The organism is Streptomyces sp. AMJ-169 (assembly GCF_055597585.1).
Genome location: NZ_JBVLTJ010000009.1, coordinates 63,805 through 84,964 on the forward strand (window position 1 = coordinate 63,805; position 21,160 = coordinate 84,964).

20 protein-coding genes are annotated in these 21,160 nt (G+C 73.0%); 12 read left to right on the forward strand and 8 right to left on the reverse strand.

The genetic code is table 11. The features are described 5' to 3' along the window. Nucleotides 1–117: 117 nt before the first annotated feature. Both tuf and ACYUD3_RS22570 read left to right on the forward strand, forming a co-directional pair. Entirely contained in the window at nucleotides 118–1,287 is a 1,170-nt protein-coding gene (gene tuf / locus ACYUD3_RS22565) for an elongation factor Tu (protein ID WP_470972632.1), read from the forward strand. A 176-nt stretch (nucleotides 1,288–1,463) separates the two neighbouring features. Continuing rightward, nucleotides 1,464–2,315: a spermidine synthase gene (locus tag ACYUD3_RS22570; RefSeq protein ID WP_470972633.1), complete on the forward strand. Its 852-nt coding sequence runs from the start codon at nucleotides 1,464–1,466 to the stop codon at nucleotides 2,313–2,315. Nucleotides 2,316–2,389: 74 nt separating this feature from the next. On the opposite strand, the gene ACYUD3_RS22575 is transcribed toward ACYUD3_RS22570, so the two are convergent. Continuing rightward, nucleotides 2,390–3,652, reverse strand: coding sequence for an MFS transporter (locus ACYUD3_RS22575; RefSeq protein WP_470973229.1), 1,263 nt, complete (start codon nucleotides 3,650–3,652; stop codon nucleotides 2,390–2,392). Nucleotides 3,653–3,876: 224 nt separating this feature from the next. Further along, the gene (locus ACYUD3_RS22580; RefSeq protein WP_470972635.1) at nucleotides 3,877–4,893 is read right to left on the reverse strand and encodes a DUF8017 domain-containing protein; all 1,017 of its coding nucleotides are present in this window, start codon (nucleotides 4,891–4,893) and stop codon (nucleotides 3,877–3,879) included. 148 nt (nucleotides 4,894–5,041) lie between these two features. Between ACYUD3_RS22580 and ACYUD3_RS22585 the strand changes: the two genes are divergently transcribed. Then, nucleotides 5,042–5,488 (forward strand): DUF4442 domain-containing protein, encoded by a 447-nt coding sequence (locus ACYUD3_RS22585; RefSeq protein ID WP_470972637.1) that lies wholly within the window; start codon nucleotides 5,042–5,044, stop codon nucleotides 5,486–5,488. Nucleotides 5,489–5,588: 100 nt separating this feature from the next. Here the strand turns inward: ACYUD3_RS22585 and galU are convergent, their stop codons facing one another. After that, complete coding sequence (gene galU, locus ACYUD3_RS22590) at nucleotides 5,589–6,554, reverse strand: UTP--glucose-1-phosphate uridylyltransferase GalU (protein ID WP_470972639.1); 966 nt, start codon at nucleotides 6,552–6,554, stop codon at nucleotides 5,589–5,591. 424 nt (nucleotides 6,555–6,978) lie between these two features. Between galU and ACYUD3_RS22595 the strand changes: the two genes are divergently transcribed. Continuing rightward, the gene (locus tag ACYUD3_RS22595) at nucleotides 6,979–9,081 is read left to right on the forward strand and encodes an RICIN domain-containing protein (protein ID WP_470972641.1); all 2,103 of its coding nucleotides are present in this window, start codon (nucleotides 6,979–6,981) and stop codon (nucleotides 9,079–9,081) included. A gap of 133 nt (nucleotides 9,082–9,214) precedes the next feature. Beyond that, nucleotides 9,215–11,680 carry a beta-glucosidase gene (locus ACYUD3_RS22600; protein WP_470972643.1) on the forward strand — a complete coding sequence of 822 codons (2,466 nt, stop codon included), beginning with the start codon at nucleotides 9,215–9,217 and terminating at the stop codon, nucleotides 11,678–11,680. 2 nt (nucleotides 11,681–11,682) lie between these two features. Here the strand turns inward: ACYUD3_RS22600 and ACYUD3_RS22605 are convergent, their stop codons facing one another. After that, complete coding sequence (locus ACYUD3_RS22605; protein WP_470972645.1) at nucleotides 11,683–12,072, reverse strand: hypothetical protein; 390 nt, start codon at nucleotides 12,070–12,072, stop codon at nucleotides 11,683–11,685. Between the two features lie 167 nt (nucleotides 12,073–12,239). On the opposite strand from ACYUD3_RS22605, the gene ACYUD3_RS22610 reads away from it, so the two are divergent. Then, nucleotides 12,240–12,890: a DedA family protein gene (locus ACYUD3_RS22610; RefSeq protein ID WP_470972647.1), complete on the forward strand. Its 651-nt coding sequence runs from the start codon at nucleotides 12,240–12,242 to the stop codon at nucleotides 12,888–12,890. 24 nt (nucleotides 12,891–12,914) lie between these two features. Here the strand turns inward: ACYUD3_RS22610 and ACYUD3_RS22615 are convergent, their stop codons facing one another. Continuing rightward, a complete protein-coding gene (locus tag ACYUD3_RS22615) occupies nucleotides 12,915–13,442 on the reverse strand; it encodes a gamma carbonic anhydrase family protein (protein ID WP_470972649.1) in 528 nt (175 codons plus the stop codon). A gap of 100 nt (nucleotides 13,443–13,542) precedes the next feature. Between ACYUD3_RS22615 and ACYUD3_RS22620 the strand changes: the two genes are divergently transcribed. From ACYUD3_RS22620 to ACYUD3_RS22630, 3 genes are all read left to right on the forward strand, one after another. Continuing rightward, on the forward strand, nucleotides 13,543–14,310 hold the full coding sequence (locus tag ACYUD3_RS22620) for an acyltransferase (RefSeq protein ID WP_470972651.1): 768 nt from the start codon (nucleotides 13,543–13,545) through the stop codon (nucleotides 14,308–14,310). Between the two features lie 152 nt (nucleotides 14,311–14,462). After that, nucleotides 14,463–15,035, forward strand: a complete 573-nt coding sequence (locus ACYUD3_RS22625) for a helix-turn-helix domain-containing protein (RefSeq protein WP_470972653.1) — start codon at nucleotides 14,463–14,465, stop codon at nucleotides 15,033–15,035. A 66-nt stretch (nucleotides 15,036–15,101) separates the two neighbouring features. Beyond that, the gene (locus tag ACYUD3_RS22630; protein WP_470972655.1) at nucleotides 15,102–15,668 is read left to right on the forward strand and encodes a YbaK/EbsC family protein; all 567 of its coding nucleotides are present in this window, start codon (nucleotides 15,102–15,104) and stop codon (nucleotides 15,666–15,668) included. An 81-nt stretch (nucleotides 15,669–15,749) separates the two neighbouring features. On the opposite strand, the gene ACYUD3_RS22635 is transcribed toward ACYUD3_RS22630, so the two are convergent. Further along, nucleotides 15,750–16,871: a cation diffusion facilitator family transporter gene (locus tag ACYUD3_RS22635; RefSeq protein ID WP_470972657.1), complete on the reverse strand. Its 1,122-nt coding sequence runs from the start codon at nucleotides 16,869–16,871 to the stop codon at nucleotides 15,750–15,752. Between the two features lie 83 nt (nucleotides 16,872–16,954). Between ACYUD3_RS22635 and ACYUD3_RS22640 the strand changes: the two genes are divergently transcribed. Next, nucleotides 16,955–17,302 (forward strand): ArsR/SmtB family transcription factor, encoded by a 348-nt coding sequence (locus tag ACYUD3_RS22640; protein ID WP_470972659.1) that lies wholly within the window; start codon nucleotides 16,955–16,957, stop codon nucleotides 17,300–17,302. Nucleotides 17,303–17,321: 19 nt separating this feature from the next. On the opposite strand, the gene ACYUD3_RS22645 is transcribed toward ACYUD3_RS22640, so the two are convergent. Next, on the reverse strand, nucleotides 17,322–17,744 hold the full coding sequence (locus ACYUD3_RS22645; protein ID WP_470972661.1) for a CoA-binding protein: 423 nt from the start codon (nucleotides 17,742–17,744) through the stop codon (nucleotides 17,322–17,324). A 139-nt stretch (nucleotides 17,745–17,883) separates the two neighbouring features. On the opposite strand from ACYUD3_RS22645, the gene ACYUD3_RS22650 reads away from it, so the two are divergent. Then, nucleotides 17,884–18,612, forward strand: a complete 729-nt coding sequence (locus tag ACYUD3_RS22650) for a hypothetical protein (protein WP_470972663.1) — start codon at nucleotides 17,884–17,886, stop codon at nucleotides 18,610–18,612. Beyond that, nucleotides 18,609–19,139 carry a SixA phosphatase family protein gene (locus tag ACYUD3_RS22655; protein ID WP_470972665.1) on the forward strand — a complete coding sequence of 177 codons (531 nt, stop codon included), beginning with the start codon at nucleotides 18,609–18,611 and terminating at the stop codon, nucleotides 19,137–19,139. The genes ACYUD3_RS22650 and ACYUD3_RS22655 overlap by 4 nt, the downstream gene beginning before the upstream one ends. Before the next feature lie 9 nt (nucleotides 19,140–19,148). Here ACYUD3_RS22655 and ACYUD3_RS22660 read toward each other — a convergent pair whose 3' ends face one another. Continuing rightward, on the reverse strand, nucleotides 19,149–21,122 hold the full coding sequence (locus ACYUD3_RS22660; RefSeq protein WP_470972667.1) for an APC family permease: 1,974 nt from the start codon (nucleotides 21,120–21,122) through the stop codon (nucleotides 19,149–19,151). Between the last annotated feature and the right edge of the window lie 38 nt (nucleotides 21,123–21,160).

Consider the following 21,160-nt stretch of genomic DNA (forward strand, 5'->3'; position numbering starts at 1 on the left):
GACGGCGCCCGAAGCTGACCCTCCCCGGAACGTCCGGCGGACCCCGCAGGGGGAGGGTCGGCCGGAATCCCGGGGTCCCGCGTTTTTCCCGCGGAGTCAGTTTCGAGGTACACGACCATGTCCAAGACCGCATACGTACGCACCAAGCCGCATCTCAACATCGGCACCATGGGTCACGTCGACCACGGCAAGACCACCCTCACCGCCGCCATCACCAAGGTCCTCGCCGAGCGCGGCACCAGCACCTTCGTGCCTTTCGACCGCATCGACCGCGCTCCGGAAGAGGCCGCGCGCGGGATCACGATCAACATTGCGCACGTCGAGTACGAGACGGACACCCGGCACTACGCGCACGTCGACATGCCCGGCCACGCCGACTATGTGAAGAACATGGTCACCGGCGCCGCCCAGCTCGACGGCGCCATCCTGGTCGTCTCCGCGCTCGACGGGATCATGCCGCAGACCGCCGAGCACGTCCTCCTCGCCCGCCAGGTCGGCGTGGACCACATCGTGGTGGCCCTCAACAAGGCCGACGCGGCCGACGAGGAGCTGGTGGAGCTCGTCGAGCTGGAGGTCCGTGACCTGCTCACCGCCCATGGCTACGGCGGCGACAGCGCGCCCGTCGTACGGGTCTCGGGACTTAAAGCGCTTCAAGGCGACGCCCGTTGGGGCGCGGCCATCGACGCGCTGCTCGACGCGGTGGACACCTACGTGCCCGTCCCCGAGCGGTACCTGGACGCGCCGTTCCTGCTGCCCGTGGAGAACGTCCTCACGATCACCGGGCGCGGGACCGTCGTCACGGGCGCCGTCGAACGCGGCACCGTACGCGTGGGCGACCGGATCGAGGTGCTCGGCGCGGCCGTCGAGACCGTCGTCACCGGCCTGGAGACCTTCGGCAAGCCGATGGACGAGGCGCAGGCCGGGGACAGCGTCGCCCTGCTGCTGCGCGGGGTGCCCCGGGACGCCGTACGGCGCGGGCACGTCGTCGCGGCGCCGGGGAGCGTGGTGCCCCGGCGGCGGTTCGCCGCGCAGGTGTACGTGCTCTCCGCGAAGGAGGGCGGCCGCAAGACCGCCCTGCACAGCGGGTACCGGCCGCAGTTCTACATCCGTACGGCGGACGTCGTCGGGGACGTCGACCTCGGTGACCTCGCCGTCGCGCTGCCCGGCGCGCGGGTCGACATGGTCGTCGAGCTGGGCCGTGAGGTGCCGCTGGAGCCGGGGCTCGGGTTCGCCATCCGCGAGGGCGGGCGGACCGTGGGGGCGGGGACGGTGACGGCCGTGCTGTAGGGGTGCGTTGAGGGGCGCCGGCTTTTCGGGAGCCGGCGCCCCTCGTCCGCCAGCCTCTGCACACAAGTCGGCGCCTCTCGTCCGCCGGCCTCTTCGCGCAGGCCGGCACCCCGGCGGCACCCCCCTTTGCCCAGGTCAACCCCCTGCGCACCCCATTGTCAGACCCCCCGGGCACAATGAATCCCGTGACCACAGAGCCCGTCCCCGTCTCCCGTCCCGTCGACCAAGGCCACGCCAAGCTGATGCCTGACGTGGACCGCGACCGCGCCTGGCTGCTGACGGTCGACGGGGCGCCGCAGTCGTACGTGGACCTGGACGAGCCGGCGTATCTGGAGTTCGAGTACACGCGCCGGCTGGGGCACGTCCTGGACGTCGTCGCGCCGGAGGGGCGCCCGCTGGAGGTCCTGCATCTCGGCGGCGGCGCCCTCACGCTGCCGAGGTACCTCGCGGCGACCCGCTCCGGCTCGCGGCAGCACGTCGTGGAGTTCGACCGGGGACTCCTCGACCTGGTCGCCGAACACCTCCCCTTGCCGGACGCCGCCATCGAGGTCCACTGCGCGGACGCGCGCGCGTGGCTCGAAGCCGCGCCCTCAGGGGCGTACGACGTCCTCGTCGCCGACGTCTTCGGCGGCTCCCGCGTCCCCGCGCACCTCGCCTGTCTCGGGTACGCCGAGGAGGCCGCGCGGGTGCTGAAGGCGGACGGGGTGTATCTCGCCAACCTCGCCGACGCGGCGCCCTTCGGTTTCCTCAAGCCCCAACTCGCCACGTTCGCCGAGGTCTTCGAGGAGCTGGCGCTGATCGCCGAACCGGCGGTCCTGCGCGGGCGGCGGTTCGGCAACGCGGTCCTCGTCGGCTCGCACCGCCCCCTCGACCTCCCGGCCCTGGCCCGCCGCACCGCCTCCGACGCGTTCCCCGCGCGCGTGGAACACGGCCCGGGGCTGCGGGAGTTCATAGGCGCCGCCCGCCCAGTCCCGGACGCCCAGGCCCAGCCGTCACCCGAGCCGCCGGAGGGGGCTTTCGGTGTCTAGGGCCCCAGAAGGTGCGTCTAGGGTCTCCCGAAGACGCCCAGGGCCGCCGGAGGTGTCCAGTACCGCCCGACCCCCTACACCGCATGCGGCGACACCGCCTCCGCCGCCCGCTCCGGCGTCGTACGGCGCGTCAACTGCCGTACGGCGGGCACGCACAGGACCGCCGCCGTCACCGCTATGACCACGACCGAGCAGCCCCACAGGGCGGTGGAGCGGCCGAAGGCGTGCTCGGCGGGGCCGGCGAGGGCCATCGCCAGGGGGAGGAGGGCGACGGAGCCGAACCAGTCGTAGGCCGAGACGCGGGAGAGCTTCTCCTCCGGGATCTCCTGGTGCAGCGCGGTCATCCAGCTGACGCCGAAGATCTCGACGGCGACCCCGCTGAGGAACATCACCGCGCACAGCGCGCCGACCGGGACCGGGATGGCGAGGGCGGCGGAGGGCAGGGCCAGCGGGAAGACGCCGAGGGTGCCGGCGAGCAGGAGCCGGCGGGGGCGCCAGCGGGTCATCAGCAGGGCCCCGGCGACCGTACCCGCGCCGAAGAAGCCCAGCGCGACGCCCCAGGGGCCCGCCCCGCCGAGCCGGTCCCGGGCGACCAGCGGGCCGAAGACGGAGTCGGCGGCGCCCACCACCGCGTTCGCGATCGAGAACTGAAGGACGATCCCCCACAGCCACGGCCGCCCGCTGAACTCCCGCCAGCCCTCCCGGAGATCGGCCAGCATGCCCCCGGTCCGCTCACGCGCGGGAACGCCGCTGACGTCGAGGAACGCCCGCAGACAACCGGCGACCAGGAACGCCGCCGCGTCCGCCGCGAGGACCCAGCCGGGGCCGACGACCGAGACCATCGCCCCGCCGAGCGCCGCCCCGCCCAGCGAAGCGCCCTGCATCGCCATCCGGAACACCGCGAACGCCCGCGCGGCCTGCTCGCCCTCGACGGAGGAGAGCAGCATGCCCTCGGCGGCGGGGCTGAAGAACGCGTGCGCGGTGCCGCCGAGCGCCGTCAGCAGCATCATCTGCCACAGCTTCGGCTCCCCGGTGAGGACCAGTACGGCGAACGCGCCCTGCGACAGGAAGTTCATCGCGTTCGCCGCGACCATCACCCGGTGCCGGGGCAGCCGGTCCGCGACCGCGCCGCCGATCAGCAGGAACAGCACCAGCGGGAAGGTGCGGGCCGCCGCCACCAGACCGACGTCGCCGCCGTCGCCGCCGCTGTCGAGCACGGCGAACGCGGCGGCGATCAGGGCGCCTTGGGCGCCGAGGTTGGTGACGAAGGTGGCGGCGGTGAGGAGGGAGTAGTTGCGGCCCGCCCACTCCGGGCGCCGCCAGGGAGGTCTCCCCAGCGCCGGGCGCCGCTTCTTGCGGGCCGGTCTGTGGATACGTTCGCGCAGGGTGGGGCGGGGAGCGGCGGATGGGGTCACCGGCCGACTATCGCGGTCGGGAAGTCAGCCTGACAAACCGATTATCAGACCAACCTCCCACGCCTCCCGCCCCGACTCCGGCCGCACCCCCGACTCCGGCCCCGGATCTGGCCGCACCCCCGACTCCGGCCGCCCCCAGCACGGCCTCACCCCTCCGTAGGATCCCCATGCAACCGCACTGTGCTCAGAATCTTCATGATCGTCGCATCCGGCACCTCGTCCTTGACCCCCTTCGCCGTGCACAGGATCCACGACACGAAGTCCCCCTTCGAGTTCTTGAACCCGAAGGTGATCGCCTTCCCGTCGGACGCGCACTTCCCGGTCTGCGGGGTGTTCGTCGACCGCGCCCACCCGTAACTGCCCACGATCCCGGCGGCCGTGGTGTAGGGCGTGCCCTTCTTGTCGAAGGTGATGCTCTTCTTGTCGGGCTCGGTGTACCCGCCGAACACCCACCAGGCGGGCGTGTTGACGGCGACCTCGTCGGTGCTCTTCGCCCCGGACGCGCCCTTGGTGCCGACCACGCCGAGCCGGTGGTCGTCGGTCTTGCCGTCCTTGTCGTCGTCCTCGGAGCACCACTTGGGCTTGAGGTCGGCGGTGCCGGTCATGAGGACCTGGTCGTAGCCGGAGGTCTTCGTCTTGTCCTCCCACTCGTAGCCCTGCCCGGTCCCGGGCGGCTGCACGTCCCAGTCGGCCGGGACGTCGAACGCGGTGCCCCACTTGGGGTTGACGACGACCTTCCAGCCCGCGACCGTCGGCTGCGCGTCCTCGCCGGTGCGATTGTCGGACGCCGAGGGGCTCGGCGACGGATCGGCGGACGCCGACGGCGCGGCGGAGGAACCGCCCTTCGCCTCGTCCTTCTTCTTGCCGTCGCCCCCGCCGAGCACGAGAAACCCGGTCACGGCCGCCGTCAGCACCACGGCCGAGGCCGCGACGATCGCGACGACCTTGGTGCGCCCCCCGCCGCCCTTGCCCCCGCCGGACCCGGCCTGCGGACCCGTCACCTGCGTCGGCGCCGCCCAACCCTGCTGCTGCGCATAGGGGTTGGGCTGCTGGTAGCCGGGCTGCTGATACGGATTCGGCTGCTGATAGCCCGGCTGCTGATACGGATTGTTCTGCGCCTGCGGGTTCTGCTCTCCCCCGGGCGGCTGCTGTCCTTGCCACATGAGCGGAAACCCTAGTGCCGCAGGGCCCGCTTTCGGCCACCACCCCCGGCACGCTCACGGTTCGCTCACGACTCGGACGGCGTGCCGCTCCCGGTCCCCTTGAGTCACCCCTGGTCACACCCGCCTACTCGCGGGTAACGTCACTCCCATGACCCAGCAGTCCCTCGGCGAGACGCTCGCCGCCACGGTGCCCATGGTCCGGACCCTGAACCTGGAGTTCCTGGAGACCACCCCGGAGAAGGCGGTCCTCGCGCTGCCCGACCAGGGCGCCTTCCACAACCACGTCGGCGGCCCGCACGCCGGCGCCATGTTCACCCTCGGCGAGTCCGCCAGCGGCGCGGTCGTCCTCGCAGCCTTCGGCGACCAGCTCTCCCGCGCGGTCCCCCTCGCGGTCAGCGCCGACATCTCCTACAAGAAGCTCGCCAAGGGCCCGGTCACCGCCACCGCGGTCCTCGGCCGCCCCGCCGCCGACGTCGTCGCCGAACTCGACGCGGGCGCCCGCCCCGAGTTCCCGGTCACCGTCGAGATCCGCCGCGAGGACGGCGCGGTGACGGGCGAGATGACGGTGGTCTGGACCCTGCGCCCCAACAGCTGAGCGATTCTTGCCGGATACGACGCTGAGGGGCCCAAGTCGGGCCCCTCAGGCGTTTCTTGGAGCGTGGCCCCCTAGGCGTCTCTTGGGATCGCCGCTGAACTCAGGCCGCCTCCCATGCGCGCCCGCCGCCCCGCTCACCCTGTTCACCCTGCCCGCCCCGCTCACCCTCCAGCCCGGCCACGAACTCCTTGAGCCAGGCGGTGAATTCGGGCCCGAGGTCGTCGCGCGCGCAGGCGAGCCGTACGACGGTGCGCAGGTAGTCGGCCTTGTCGCCGGTGTCGTAGCGCAACCCCTTGAAGACGACGCCGTGCACCGTGCCGCCCGCCGCCAGCTCCTGGAGCGCGTCGGTCAGCTGGATCTCGCCGCCGCGGCCGGGCGGGGTGCGCTCCAGGACGCCGAAGACGGCCGGGTCCAGGACGTACCGCCCGATCACGGCGTACCGGCTGGGCGCCTGCTCGCGCGCGGGCTTCTCGACGAGACCGGTGACGCGGACGACGTCCTCCTCGCCGGTGACCTCGACGGCCGCGCAGCCGTACAGATGGATCTGCTCCGGCGGGACCTCCATCAGCGCCACGACGCTGCCCTCGCGCTGCTCGCGGACCTCCAGCATCCGGCTGAGCAGGCTCTCGCGGGCGTCGATCAGGTCGTCGCCGAGCAGGACGGCGAACGGCTGGTTCCCGACGTGATGCCTCGCGCACAGCACCGCGTGCCCCAGGCCGAGCGGGTCGCCCTGGCGGATGTGATGGATGTCGGCGAGCCGCGCGGGGTCGCGCACGGCGTCCAGGCGCACGGTGTCGCCCTTCGCCGCGAGCGCCTGTTCCAGCTCGAAGGCGTTGTCGAAGTGGTCCTCGATCGCCCGCTTGTGCCGGCCGGTGACCATCAGCACGTCGTCCAGGCCGGCCGCGGCGGCCTCCTCGACGACGTACTGGATCGCCGGCTTGTCGACGACCGGGAGCATCTCCTTCGGGGTCGCCTTGGTGGCGGGCAGAAAGCGGGTGCCGAGGCCGGCCGCCGGTACGACGGCCTTGCGGACGGCGCGGGAGGGGGCGCTGTGGGGGACGGTCATGCGGCCATGCTGGCGCACGCGGATGGGAGTTCGCCGAGAGCCCGATCGGAGAAACCTGTGAGGCCCGGCCGGTCCCGAGGTGGCGGGCCGATTGCCGGTGGACTATGCGATTCCGTACCCGAGTTGAAGATTCTGTGTGCCATTCGCCGTGCCGTGCGCACAAGTTGGTCACGTCGCTCCCGGCGCTTTCCGGTACCGGCGCGGATACTGCCGGTAACTCTGCGGGAATTCCTGGTCTTTGAGCGTCGGTCACCCGAACTTCTTGTTTCCTGTGAGGCGCGTGTGCGAAGGTGAGCGTCCCTTGAGGGGCGGTCCGATTCGGCCAATGCGTCTGAACAGGCCGTAGGTACGCACCAATCACGCACCTGCTTTTCCGGCAGCCGCAATTCCCGCGCGGTTCGCCGACGGGAAAGGAAATGGTTCCGTGCAGTCGCCCAATCCGCCGCGCCCGCCCTATCCGCCCCGGCCCGGCCGGCAGCCCGGGGATTCGGACCGGCATCTCGCGGCCCGGCTCGCCGCGCCCGGCGGGGACCCCCGGGCCGTCGCCCTCCTGCTCGCCCGGCACTGGCGGGCCACGCACGACTACGCGGCCGTCTGCCTGGCCACCGACGGGGAGTCCGCCCGGCTCGTGGCCGCGGCGGCCTTCCATGAAGTGCTGGGCAGGCTGGCCCGAGGTCGCGTGGGCGGTGCGCTGCGCCCTCAATTCCTCGTGACGGTAAGGGAGTTGGTCCAGCAATGGGCCGGGGACGGCGCCGTGCTCGCGGTGCTGCCCGAACTGGGCCGGACCACCGGCGGCCGGGGACTGCGGGCCGCACGCGCGGGGACACCGGAAAGGCGGCGGCTCGCGGAGAATGCGTTCAACGCGCTGCCCGCCGCTTCCCAATGCCTCTTGTGGCACAGCGAAGTCGATGCCGAAGGCATATCCATACCCGCCGGTCTGCTGGGCATCGACACCCTCACCGCGGCGGCCGGCCTCGAAGCGGCCCGCGCCCAATTCCGCACCGGCTGCGTCCGCGCCCACCGCGAACTCGCGCCGACCGATGAATGCCGCTTCTACAACAGACTCCTGGACGTCCCGCTCAGTCGGGGCCGGGAGTTGCTGCCGGATGTGCGCGCGCATCTCGCCGAGTGCCGTTACTGCCGCCACGCGGCCGAGCAACTCAGCTTTTTCGACGACGCGTTGGACATCCTGCTGGCCGAGACGGTGTTGGGGTGGGGGGCCCGGCGGTATCTGGAATCGCGGCCGGGGCGGGTGGGGGAGAGGGGAGTTGCTGCGGCGGGGGCTTCGCGGGTTCCGGAGGGTTCGGGGCGGGGGACGCGGCGGGGCGCGGCGCGGGCGGTGGTGGGTGGCCGGCATCGGTTCGGCGGCTTCTCGGGCGCTTCCTTCGGGTCCCCCAACTCCCCCCGTGCGTACGGGTTTTACGGTCGGCCCCGGTTTCCCGACGCCCGGCGTTCCGCCTCCGGCCGTCGTACCCGAGCCGTCCTCGCCGGTGCCGGAGTCGTCTCGCTCGTGCTGCTCGCCGGGGTGCTCGTCACCAAGGGGTGGGCCGGGGACCGGGGGGTGCCGGGGCCGCGGGCGACGTGGGGTGCGGCGGTCGGGGGGCCCGATTTCTCCGCCGCTTCCGAGGCGCCTTCCGATGTGCCTTCCGGGGTGCCTTCCGGGGCCGGAGGGGGTGGCGGTGCCGTCGTCGTCGAGCAGCCCTCGCAGGTCGCCGCCGGGCGGCTGCGGGCCGCCGGGGTGGGGCTGTGCCTCGACGCCGAGGGCGGGCGGATCGCCGCCGGGGTGCCCGCCGTGCTCGCGGAGTGTTCCGGAGCGGCCTCGCAGCAGTGGTCGTACCAGGGGGACGGGCTGGTGCGGAGTCTCGCCGCGCCTGCCTTGTGCCTGGCCGCCGACGATCGCGGCGACCAAGGGGCGGCCCGGCTGGCGGGGTGCGTCGTGCACTCCGGGGAGGTCTTCTTCGATCTCACCGTGCGGGGGGAGTTGCTGCTGCGGCGGGGCGGCGGGCTGGTCGTCGCTCCTGGGCTGAGCCGGAGCGGGATCGGGGTCGTCGTCACGCGGCGGGACGGGTCGGCGGGGCAGCGGTGGGTGTTCGACTCTGCGGACTCTTCCGGTCCTGCGGACTCGGGCGGTTCCGGTGGGTCGGGCGGTTCGGCCGGTTTGGGTAGCTCGGGTGGTCCGGGGGCTCCGGGCGGGGAGGCTCCTGGTTCCGCCGGAGGGGACGTGGTCGTGCCGCCGCCCGCGAGCGGGGGCGGGCGTCCGGCCGACGGGCCGCGGGTCGTCGTACCGGCTCCTGGCCGGCCGCCGGCGCCGCCCGCCGGGCCTCACGTGCCGCCCGCCGAGCCGCCGGTGCCGCCTGGCGGGCCGGAGTTCGGGGTCCGTTCCGTGCGGGACGGTGATTCGGCCGGGGCTTCCGGGCCTTCTGGGGCTTCCGGCGGCGGGCTCTCCGGTGTGGTGGAGGACGCCCGGCAGGGAGTCCAGGCGGGTTTCGGCTCGTTGACACGAGTTACCGGACCGGCCCCCGAGTGACCCTCGCCCCGCCCTCCCCGGGGCCGAACCGGTCGTATTTTCAGCCGTATCCCTGGTGTGTCTGACCAGCTGTCACCACCCCCTCCCGCATAGTGCCGTTCAGGACAAAGGCACACGGAAGGAACCGACAGCCGTGACCGACACCGTCTCCCGGCGGACCGCCCTGACCCTGCTGACCGGCGCCCTCACGGCCGCCGCCGGACTCGCGTCACCCACGCGCGCGCATGCGTACGACCGGGGCGGGGCCGGCGTCGGGGGCGTCGGCAAGGGTGCCCGGAGTGTCGTCGACACCCTCCTCCCCAAGCTCACCCTCGACGAGAAGCTCTCCCTCCTGCACGGCGCCACGGACCCCGCCTCCCTCGGGCAGGCCGGATACGTCCCCGGCGTTCCCCGGCTCGGGATCCCGCCGCTGCGGCTCGCCGACGGGCCCGCCGGGGTGCGGGTCGCCGCGCGGGCCACGGCGCTGCCCGCACCCGTGCTGCTCGCCTCGGCCTTCGACCCCCAACTCGCCCGCCGCTACGGCCAGGTGATCGGACACGAAGGGCGCGCCCTCGGCCAGGACGTGCTGCTCTCCCCGATGGTCAACCTGCTGCGCACCCCTTACGGTGGCCGCAACTTCGAGACGTTCAGCGAGGATCCGCTGCTCGCGGCCGACCTGGTGGCCGCCGAGATCGAGGGCATCCAGGGGGAGGGGCTGATCGCGACCGTCAAGCACCTCGCCCTCAACAACCAGGAGACCGACCGCGAGACCATCGACGTCCATGTCGACGAACAGACGCTGCACGAAGTCGAGTTGAGAGGTTTCGAGGCCGCCGTCGGCGTCGGGGCCGGTGCGGTGATGGGCGCGTACAACAAGATCGACGGCGTGTACGCCTGCGAGAACGCGCACCTCCTCACCGGAATCCTGCGCGACCGCTGGGGCTTCACCGGCTGGGTCATGACCGACTGGTCCGCCGCCCACAGCACCGCCGCCGCCCTCGCCGCGGGCCTCGACATGGAGATGCCCGGCGGGACGTACTTCGGCGCGGCCCTGAAGAAGGCGGTCACCGACGGCGTCGTCCCGGAGAGCCATGTCGACCGGGCCGTGCGGCGGGTCCTGGGGGTGCTCGAACGATTCGGGCACCTCGGCGGCGAGGCGCCGTCGCGGCCGGTGCGGGACGCCGCCGCGGGGGCCGCCGTCGCGCTCGAAGTCGCCAAGGCGGGGGCGGTGTTGCTGCGCAACGAGCGCGGGACGCTGCCGCTCGCGGCCGGCCGGACGGTCGCGGTGATCGGGGCCAGCGCCGACTACCCCTTCGTCAGCGGCGGCGGCAGCGCGCACGTCGTCACCGACCGCGCCCTCAGCCCGCTCGCGGCGATTCGCGCACGGGCGGGGCAGGTCGAACACGCCCTGGGCGAGGACCTGTTCGGGAAGCCGTTCCCGGGTCTGGACTTCGCCAGCGAGGGCCAGCGGGTCGCGGCGGGCGAACAGTGGTCGTACGACGGGGAGTTCACCGGCGACGGCGAGTGGACCTTCGTCCTGCACTACACCGGCTCCCCGGACAGCCGGCCCCAAGTCCTGCTCGACGGCGCCGAGTTGTTCCCGCGCGCGGCGGGCTGGGGCGAGTTCTTCATCGGCGGGCTCACCACCACCGCCCCCGACGGCCTCACCGTCCGCCGCGCGGCCCGCCAACTCCCCTCAGGCCGCCACACCTTGAGGATCACCGCACACGGCGGCGACACCGGACAGCTCTTCAGACTGCGCCGCATCACACCGCAGACCCGCGCGCGGGACATCGCCGAGGCCGTGGAGGCGGCGCGTACGGCGGACCAGGTCGTCCTCTTCGCCTACGAGGACGCCACCGAGGGCATGGACCGCAAGTACCTCGCCCTCCCCGGCGACCAGGAACGGCTCATCGAGGCCGTCACCGCCGCCAACCCCCGTACGGCGGTCGTCCTCAACACCTCCTCCGCGGCCTCGATGCCCTGGCTGGCCGGCACCGGGGCCGTGCTCCAGATGTACTACCCGGGCCAGGAGGGCGCCGCCGCGACGGCCGCCGTGCTGTTCGGGGACTGCGACGCGGGCGGACGGCTCACCCAGACGTTCCCCGTCGACGACGCCCACCACCCCGTCGCCGGCGACGCGCGCCGCTACCCCGGCAAGGACGGCGTCGTCGAGTACACGGAGGGCATCCACACCGGGTACCGCTGGTACGACGCCCACGGCGTGCGGCCCCTGTTCCCCTTCGGGCACGGGCTGTCGTACACGTCCTTCGCCTATGAGGAGTTGGCCGCGCGGGGGCTGCCCGGGGGCGGGGCCGAGGTGGCGTTCACCGTGCGGAACACCGGGGCGCGCGAAGGGGTGGCCGTGCCTCAGGTGTACGTCGGGGCCTCGCCCGAGGTGCGGGTCGAACAGGCCGTGCGGGTGCTGGGCGGGTACCGGCGGGTGGTGGTGGGGGCCGGGGAGTCCAGGAGGTTGACCGTCCGGATCGCCGCGCGGACCTTGTCCTCCTGGGACACGGGGCCCGGGGAGTGGGTGCTCGGGGGCGGGCGGCGGCGGGTGTGGGTGGGGGCTTCAGCGGGGTTGATGGAATTGAGCGGGTGGGTGGACATCAAGATGTAGGACTACTTGGTGCATACATCCTTCAAGTTCTCGGCGGCACGATCAACAGCTCCCGAGTCCGGCGAGTCACCCTTGAGGACATCGCGGTTGTAGTCCTCGATCGCTTGCTTCAAGTTGTCGACGGCCTTGTCCACCTTGCTGTCATCCTTGTCCTTGCTCGCATTGATCGAGTCAATGTTCTTCTCGATCGTCTTGATCGACTCATCTGTTTTCGTGGGGTCCTTGATCGCGTCAACACCCGCCTGGTTGATCGCGGTGACGCTGTCCGAGATGGTGTCGGCGTTCGAGAGGCAGTCCAGGGCGGAACCGTCCCATTCGCAGGCGGTCAGAAGGCCGGAGCACAGGGCGACGGACGCGGCGGCGGAGACGAGAAGAGTCGTACGGCGGGCCACTGGGAGGTCCCTTCGGAGGGGGGCTGACGTGTCGTCGTCAACGATCGCGGCGGCGGCCGTCCGGTACGAGGGAGCGGGCACCCGAGGCGGAGGTGTAGCCCGCTCCACCTCACCGCGCAGGCGGTAGGCTGCCGAAGTCCGCAGTCGTCGAACGGGAGGACCCGGCGGTGCACGTCCAGGAATGGCTCGACACGGTGCCACCGGCCGCCGTCTACGCGGTGGTGGGGCTGGTCATCGGACTGGAGAGCCTGGGCATCCCGCTGCCCGGCGAGATCGTCCTCGTCTCGGCCGCGCTGCTCTCCTCGCAGCACGCCGGCATCAACCCGTTCGTCCTCGGCGCCTGCGCCGTCGCCGGCGCGGTGATCGGCGACTCCATCGGCTACGCCATCGGCCGCAAGGGCGGCCGGCCGCTGCTCGCCTGGCTAGGCCGGAAGTTCCCGCGCCACTTCAGCGAGGGCCATGTCGCCACCGCCGAGCGCTCCTTCGAGAAGTGGGGCATGTGGGCCGTCTTCTTCGGCCGCTTCATCGCCCTCCTGCGCATCTTCGCCGGGCCCCTCGCGGGCGTCCTGCACATGCCGTACTGGAAGTTCCTCATCGCCAACGTCCTCGGCGGCATCGCCTGGGCGGGCGGGACCACCGCCGTCATCTACTACGTGGGCGTCGTCGCCGAGGACTGGCTGAAGAAGTTCTCCTGGCTGGGGCTGGTGGCCGCCGTCCTGGTCGGCATCACCTCGATGCTCGTCGTCAAGCGGCGGGCCAAGAAGGTCCAGGAGAGCCAGGAGAAGGAAGCGGAGCCGGTCGCGGACCGCGCGGCTTAGCAGCGACCCTGGTCGTCAACTTGTCTAGCTGTGCAGGTCCCTATGGGCCTTCGCCAGCTCCGCGTAGTGGGTCCCGTTGAGCGTCAGCCCCTGGCGCTCCTCCTCGGTCAGCTCGCGGCGCACCTTCGCGGGGACGCCCGCCACCAGGGAACCCGGCGGGACCACCATCCCCTGGGGGATCAGCGCCTGGGCGGCGACCAGACAACCCGCGCCGACCACCGCGCCGTTCAGGACCGTCGCCCCCATGCCGATCAGCGAGTCGTCACCGATCGTCGCCCCATGGACGACCGCGTTGTGGCCCACGGAGACGCGCTCACCTATGGAGACCGGATAACCAGGGTCGGCGTGCAGCGTGCAGTTGTCCTGGACGTTGCTCGCCGCGCCGACCGCGATGGACTCGACGTCACCGCGCAGCACGGCGCCGTACCAGACGCTCGCGCCCGCCCCCAGGGTGACGTCGCCGATGACCGAGGCGCCCGGCGCGACGAAGGCCTCCGTGTCGATCTTCGGCTCCCGGCCCCCGATGGCCGTGATCAGCGGTTCGTGCGTCATCGTCCGTCTCCTCGTGTCGGTCGTTCCCCCGGCACCGTACGCCACCTGGTGGGGCGAAGATCACAGAGCGGGGGAGAACGGCGGCGACTACGGTGAGCGGGTGCCGAAGCCCAAGAACACGTTCTCGTCCTGGCGGCGCCGTCTGGCGCAGCGCGCGGTCCACGCGGGGTGGGAGTGGGTGCGGCGCACGGGGTCGGTGACCGCCGAACGGCCAGGCCGGCTGCGCTTCGGCTCGATCGGCGAGGCCACCAGGCTCGCGTTCCCCCTGGGCACCGTCTTCGGTGAACCCTGGATCCACCTCGGCTCCCACTGCATCGTCGCCGAACAGGTCACCCTGACCGCCGGTCTCATGCCCGACCTCGACCTGGGCCCCGACCCGATCCTGCGCATCGGCGACGGCGTCGTCCTCGGCCGCGGCAGCCATGTCATCGCCGACACCTCCGTCACGATCGGCCGGGACTGCTACTTCGGCCCCTACGTCTACGTCACCTCCACGAACCACTCCTACGACGACCCCCACGAGCCCATAGGCAGGCAGTGGCCCCGCATGGAGCCCGTCGAGATCGGCCCCGGCTGCTGGATCGGCACCGGCGCGGTCATCCTCCCGGGCGCGCGGATCGGCCGGAACGTGGTGGTCGCGGCCGGGGCGGTCGTCCGCGGCACCGTCCCCGACCACGCGGTCGTCGCCGGCGCCCCCGCCCGCGTCGTCCGCCGCTGGACCCCCGCCGACGGCTGGCAGCCGCCGCTGCGCACCCCCGCGCCGGTGCCGATCCCCGACGGCGTGACGCCCGACGAGCTGGCGCGGCTCGCGGAACTGGACGAGGAGGCGCTGGCGGGGCTGCGGCGGCTGGAGGGCCCGGAAGGGTGAGGCGGGGCCCGCGGAGGGCTCAGAGGGGGCGTGGACGGCCGTCTCGGCGGCGGTGCGGGTCCCGCCGGTCGCGAGGTGGCGCCGGTTTCCGCTGCGGTGCGGGGAAATAGACTCTTCAGTCTCAGACGGCGGACTGCGGAAACGGATGGAACGTGTCGGACCTCGAGCAGCTGACCCAGGCCCTGGCGCGGAGCGTGAAGCACTGGCGTGCGGTGCGCGGCTTCACCCTGGACGTGCTGGCCGCGCGGTCGGGGGTCAGCCGGGGCATGCTCATCCAGATCGAACAGGCGCGGACCAACCCGAGCATCGGTACGGTCGTCAAGATCGGCGACGCGCTCGGCGTCAGCATCACCACCCTCCTCGACCACGAGCAGGGCCCCAAGGTCCGCGTCGTCCCCGCCGACCAGGCCGTACGCCTGTGGCACACCGACGCCGGCAGCTACAGCCGCCTCCTCGTCGGCACCGAGGCACCAGGGCCGCTGGAACTCTGGGAGTGGAAGCTGATGCCCGGGGAGAGCAGCGCGTCCGACCCGCATCCCGTGGACACGGTCGAGCTGGTGCACGTGACGGCCGGCGAGTTGACCCTCACGGTTGACGGCACCGACTACCGGGTCCCGACCGGCGCGAGCGCCGCCTTCGACGCCAACGCGCCCCATGTGTACGGCAATCAGGGCGATGAACCGGCGGTGTTCGCACTGGCGGTCTCCGTGCCGCCGGTGCGCTGAAACCGGTCCACCCTGGGGAGCCGGGACTCCTCCGGCCGTGCGCAGGGCGGCTGTTACCGTGCGGCCATGCGCGCACCCATCGGGAACTTCGACCACGCCACCCCCGCCCCCGACCTCCTCGACGACCTCGTCGCCCCGGTCGCCGCCGCCGTACGCGCCTGGAGCGGTGCCGTGCCCGCCGACCAGATCCTGTACGTCGAGACCGACCCCCAGTGGGCCGACACCGCGGTCTTCGTCGAGCACTACGGCCGCGAGCTGCTGGAGCAGTCGGCCAACTGCGTCGTGGTCGCGGGGAAGCGGGGCGGGGAGACGGCCATGGCGGCGTGCCTGGTGCTGTCGACCACCCGGGTCGACGTCAACGGTGTCGTACGCCGTCAACTCGGCGCCCGCAAAGCCTCCTTCGCGCCCATGGACACCGCGGTCGGCGAGACCGGGATGGAGTACGGGGGGATCACGCCGATCGGACTGCCCGCCGACTGGGCGCTGTTGGTCGACTCGGCGGTGGTCGAGCTGCCGTGGGTGCTGGTGGGGAGCGGACGGCGACGGGGGAAGCTGCTGGTCCCGGGGAAGGCGTTCGGGGAGCTGGCGGGGGCTGTGGTGGTGGAGGGGCTGGGGGTCGCGGTGGCGGGGTGAACGAGGCGTGGCTGACCGGGAGTTGCCGTGAAGCCGATACGAAGGGCACCTGGCTCTCCGCGAGTTGCCCTAAGGCGTGGCTCACGCCGCCGTGTGCCGGGCCCCCAGGTGATGCGCCAGCGCCAAGTGCGGGTCCGCCACCCCCGGTTGAGGTGCCGGGTCGGCGTGCACCAGGGCCGCCGTGAGTTTCGGTACCGCGTGCAGCAGCGCGTGTTCGGCCGCCACGGCGATCGCGTGGGCCTCGCGGACCGTCGCCTCTCCGTCGACGACGACCGCGACCTCCGCGCGGAGTCGGTGTCCGATCCACCGCAGCCTCAACTCGCCCACGTCCCGCACCCCTTGGACCTCCCGCAGCGCCGCCTCCGCGCGGTCCGTGAGCGCGGGGTCGACGGCGTCCATCACCCGCCGGAACACCTCGCGCGCCGCGTCCCGCAGCACCAGCGCGATCGCCGCGGTGATCGCCAACCCCACGACGGGGTCGGCGAGTTGCCAGCCCAGCGCCGAGCCGCCCGCGCCGATCAGCACGGCCAGCGACGTGAACCCGTCGGTGCGGGCGTGCAGTCCGTCGGCGACCAGCGCGGCCGAGCCGATCTCGCGGCCGACCCGGATGCGGTGCCGGGCCACCCACTCGTTGCCGGCGAAACCGACCAGCGCGGCCACGGCGACCGCGCCGACGTGCTCGACCGGACGCGGGTCCAGCAGCCGCCCGACCGCCGCCCAGCAGGCGAACACCGCCGACGCCGCGATCGTCAGCACGATCACGATCCCGGCGAGGTCCTCGGCGCGCCCGTAGCCGTACGTGAAACGCCGCGTGGCGGCCCGCCGGCCCAGCAGGAAGGCGATCCCGAGGGGGACGGCCGTCAGCGCGTCCGCCGCGTTGTGCACGGTGTCCCCGAGCAGCGCGACCGACCCGGACACGACGACCACCGCCGCCTGCGCGACCGCCGTGACACCCAGCACCGCCAGCGAGACCCACAGAGCCCGCATCCCGCGCGCGGAGGCCTCCAGCGCCGGGTCCAGCTTGTCGGCGGTCTCGTGGGAGTGGGGGCGCAGGAGGTGGGCCAGGCGGTGGCGGAGGGAGTGCCCCTGGGAGTGCTGGTGGGCTTCTCCGCGTCCGTGTTCATGTCCGTGCGTGTGCCCGCGCGCGTGCGCGTGGTGGTGCCCCGGCTCATGCTCGCCGTGTCGCCCGTGCCGTTCGCCCATGGCTCCCCCTTCCTCCGGTTCCGCTGCCGCGCGATCCCGCGCGCGGGATGGACGTACCCCGTCCACGGCCCCATTATGTGCGTATGAGCGCACGCATGCACCTGTCATCTGCACACCATGCGCACCCGCGCAGCCCCGGCGAGGAACAGTTCGCCCTGGCCGCCGAACTCCTGGCCCTCTTGGGCGACCGCACGCGCCTGGCGCTGCTGCACGCCCTCGCCGAGGGGGAGGCGGACGTCGGGACGCTCACGGAGGCCTGCGGGGCGGCGCGGCCGGCGGTGAGCCAGCATCTGGCGCGGCTGCGGCTGGCGGGGCTGGTGACGACGCGGAAGGAGGGGCGCCGGGTGATCTACGCGCTGCGGCACGGGCATCTGAGGCGGCTGGTCGACGAGGCGCTGAGCGTGGCCGATCACCGGATGAACGAGACGTAGCCGGGGCCGCCTCGGCGCTTCAGTGCTGCTCGGCACCGCCCAGGCGCGGGATCTCGATCGCGGGGCAGCGGTTCATCACCATGTCGAGGCCCTGCCCGCGCGTGCGCGCATAGGCGTCCTCGTCGACGACGCCCAACTGGAACCACACCGCCTTCGCCCCCTTGGCGACCGCCTCGTCGGCGACCGCCCCGGCCAGCTCGCTGTTGACGAACACGTCGACGACGTCCACAGGGAAGGGGATCTCCTCCAGGGAGGCGTATCCCGGCTCCCCATGGACGGTCTCCGCCTTCGGGTGCACCGGGACGATGCGCTTGCCGAATCTCTGGAGCACCTCCGCCACCCCGTACGCGGCCCGCGCGCGGTTGTCCGACAGCCCGACCACCGCCCAGGTGTCGCCGCTGCCGGTGAGGATCTTGCGGACCGTCTCGTCGTCGCCGTACACCGTCGGCCTCCGTCCGTCGAAACTCTCAAAGGGATCTCGGTCTCCTCAACGGCCCGCGCGCGCCGGAGATTCCGGGCCCGCTGGCCGGAATCGGCGGCGCCGGACTGCGCGAGGGCGCGCGGGCGCCTACGCTCGCCCCGTGCTCCGCATCACCGACGCCCGTACCGGCCGACTGGTCCCGGCCGCCCCTGTCCGCCGCGGCCTGACCCGGGTCGAGGCGCACGCCTCCGGGTACGGCATGGGCGCCCTGCGCGCCCTCGTCGTCGCCGATCTGCTGGTGCGCGCGCTGGAGTTGGAGGGCACCCCGGTGTGGGCGCTGCTGACCGGGGCGCGCGACCAGGCGGAGCTGCGGGCCGGCGCGGCGGCTCTGGGGGCCCGCCCGTTCGAGGACAGCCGGGACGTCGGCGCGGGGCTCGGGGAGGCTCAGGTGGTGCATGTGGTGGGCGCGGGTGCCGTGCCGCCCGAGGGGATGTGGCTCGCCGTGGCCCCCGTGGAGGCCGTGACGAGCCCGTCGGCGGCCTGGGACGCCGACCCGGCGGTCCTGCGCCTCGCGCTGCTCTCCGCGCGCCGCAGCGCCCCGCTGAGGCTCGGCACGGAGGTGCTGGGCGAGGCCCACGACAGCCTCGTGCGGTGGCGGCGCGGGGTCGCCGAGTGGGCGCGGCAGCCGTCGCGCCCGGTGCCCGAGGAGGTGCGCGGGCGGCTGCGCGGGGCCTGGGAGGACGACCTGGACATGTCCGGGGTGCTGGCCGAGCTGCGGCGCGTGGAGCGCGACCCGGGCGTGCCCGACGGCGCCCGTTTCGAGACGTACGTCTACGCCGACCGGCTGCTCGGCCTGGACCTCGCCCGCGAGGTGGGGAGCGCGGCGTGAACGGGCCGCTGCGCCGCCTGGTCGTCCTGCGGCACGCCAAGTCGGCCTGGCCCGAGGGCGTCCCCGACCACGACCGTCCGCTGGGCCCGCGCGGCCTGCGCGACGCCCCCGCCGCCGGCCGCGCCCTGGCGGCGGCCGACTGCCTGCCCGACCTGGCCGTGTCCTCCACGGCCCGCCGGGCCCGCCGCACCTGGGAGCTGGCCGCCGCCGAATGGGGCACCCCGCCCCCGTCCCGCCTCGACGCGCGCGTGTACGACGCCGGTGTGCCGGACCTCCTCGGCGTGGTCCGGGAGACGCCGCCCCAGGTGGAGACGCTGCTCCTGGTCGGCCACAACCCGGGCCTCGAAGAGCTGGTCCTCGCGCTGGCCGGCGACGGCGTCGACGACACCCTGGAGCGCGTCCGCACCAAGTTCCCGACCTCCGCGATCGCCGTTCTCTCCTGGCACGGCCCTTCGTGGCGGGCGCTGGCTCCGGGGGCCGCGCTGCTGACGTCGGTGACGGTGCCCAGGGGGAGGAAGCCGGCCTGAGAGGCGGCTTCAGCCCACGTGCACGCGGGGTCGGCGCTCCGGGTCCGGTTCCGCGCGGCGCAGGACCTCGCGGGTGACCGGGGCGACCTCGCCGTCGCCGAAGACCAGGAAGCGGATCAGATGGCTCACCGGGTTGCCCTCGGTCCAGCTGAAGTAGGCGTGCGGGACGGTGCTGGTGCGGTCGCGCAGCGCCAGCAGGACGGCCGCGATGCTGTTGGGCACCGTCGGACCGGTCACCCGCAGCCGCCGCACGCCGTGCTTCTCGTCGCCGTGGACCATGACGTCGGCCGTGAAGTCGGAGGAGTCCCGCACGAACACCTCAAGGAACAGCACCGGGCCGCCGCCCGGGATCGGGGTGTGCTCGCGCTGGTCCCACTCCTTCGCGCGGTAGGCGCGTCTGCTGTGCTCGCGGGGCTCGTTGGCGATCAGCTGGAGCGCACCCGCGCGCGTGGCGCCGTCCACGAAGGCGAGCGCCGTGTCGTCGAACCGCACTTCCGAGGTGCGCAGTTCGAACGCCCTGTGGACGCGCGACACGAACGACGTGACCAGGATCGCCACGATGAAGATCCCCGCGATCTTGATGCCGTCGGGCCGCTCGACGACGTTCGTGACCAGCGTGTAGGCGAAGACCGCGGTGATCGTGCCGAACCCCAGGGCCGCGCGCCGGTGGCCGCGGCGGTGCACGGCGACCGTGGACGCGAACGCCGCCGACAGCATCAGCACCAGCACCCCGGTCGCGTACGCGCCGCTCTGCTTGTCGACGTTCGCGTGGAACGCCAGGGTGATCAGCACGGCCGCCACCATGAACACCAGCACCAGGGGACGCACCGCGCGGGTCCACTCCGGCGCCATCCCGTAGCGCGGCAGATAACGCGGGACCAGGTTGAGCAGCCCGGCCAGCGCGGAGGCGCCCGCGAACCACAGGATGGTGATCGTCGAGACGTCGTACACCGTCCCGAAGGCCTGCCCCAGGTGCGCGTGCGCGAGATACGCCAGGGCGCGGCCGTTGGCGGGGCCGCCGCTCTTGAAGTCCTCCTGGGGGATGAGGATCGTCGTCGCCAGGCTGGACAGCAGCAGGAAACAGCTCATGATCAGCGCGGCCGTGGTGAGCAGCTTGCGGGTGTCGCGGATACGGCCCCTGGGCTCCTCGTAGGTGTCCGTGTCGTCGCCCCTGACCTGCGGCATCACCGCCACGCCGGTCTCGAAGCCGGACATGCCCAGGGCGAGCTTGGGGAAGACCAGCAGGGCCACGCCGACCATCGCCAGGGGTGAGGAGTGCGCGGCCGTCAGGGCGCTCGTCCAGTCACCCACGCGCGCGGGATGCGTGAAGACCTCCCACGCGCAGACCGCCAGGACGACCACGTTCAGCGTCAGATACGTCACCACCAGGACGAAGGCGATCCCGATGGCCTCCCGGAACCCCTTGAGGAACACCGCCCCGAGCAGGCCCACCAGGACGAGCGTGATCCATAGGTTGCCGCCCTGCGTCCAGTGCGGGGCGAACGGGTTCTGCACGACATGGGCCGCCGCGTCCGCCGCGGACAAGGTGATCGTGATGATGAAGTCGGTGGCGGCGAACCCCAGCAGCACCAGGACGAAGATCTTCCCCGACCACCACGGCAGCAGCCGCTCCAGCATCGCGATCGACCCCTCGCCGTGCGGCGACTCGTGCGCCACCCGCCGGTACACCGGCAGCGCGCCCAGCAGGGTCAGCGCGATCAGCACCAGGGTCGCCAGCGGCGAGAGCAGCCCGGCGGCGAGCGCGGCGATGCCCGGCTGGTAGCCGAGCGTCGAGAAGTAGTCCACGCCGGTCAGGCACATCACCCGCCACCAGCGGTGGCCCTTGTGCTCGGCGGGCGGCGCCTGGTGCGGGCCCGGATGGCGGGCGGTCTGCTCGCTCAGGCCGTCCAGGAGCCAGGCCCGCCAGCGGGAGGAGGAGGGCCGCTTCCCGTCGTCCGACGTCCACACGCGCGTACCGGTCATCGAAGAGAGGCCTCCCCCGGGTCGTCGTACTGATCGCG

Coding starts and splice junctions, on each gene's coding strand:
- tuf (WP_470972632.1), top strand. CDS start 118: ATGTCCAAGACCGCATACGTACGCACCAAGCCGCATCTCAACATCGGC.
- ACYUD3_RS22570 (WP_470972633.1), top strand. CDS start 1,464: ATGAATCCCGTGACCACAGAGCCCGTCCCCGTCTCCCGTCCCGTCGAC.
- ACYUD3_RS22580 (WP_470972635.1), bottom strand. CDS start 4,893: ATGTGGCAAGGACAGCAGCCGCCCGGGGGAGAGCAGAACCCGCAGGCG.
- ACYUD3_RS22585 (WP_470972637.1), top strand. CDS start 5,042: ATGACCCAGCAGTCCCTCGGCGAGACGCTCGCCGCCACGGTGCCCATG.
- galU (WP_470972639.1), bottom strand. CDS start 6,554: ATGACCGTCCCCCACAGCGCCCCCTCCCGCGCCGTCCGCAAGGCCGTC.
- ACYUD3_RS22615 (WP_470972649.1), bottom strand. CDS start 13,442: ATGACGCACGAACCGCTGATCACGGCCATCGGGGGCCGGGAGCCGAAG.
- ACYUD3_RS22630 (WP_470972655.1), top strand. CDS start 15,102: ATGCGCGCACCCATCGGGAACTTCGACCACGCCACCCCCGCCCCCGAC.
- ACYUD3_RS22635 (WP_470972657.1), bottom strand. CDS start 16,871: ATGGGCGAACGGCACGGGCGACACGGCGAGCATGAGCCGGGGCACCAC.
- ACYUD3_RS22640 (WP_470972659.1), top strand. CDS start 16,955: ATGAGCGCACGCATGCACCTGTCATCTGCACACCATGCGCACCCGCGC.
- ACYUD3_RS22660 (WP_470972667.1), bottom strand. CDS start 21,122: ATGACCGGTACGCGCGTGTGGACGTCGGACGACGGGAAGCGGCCCTCC.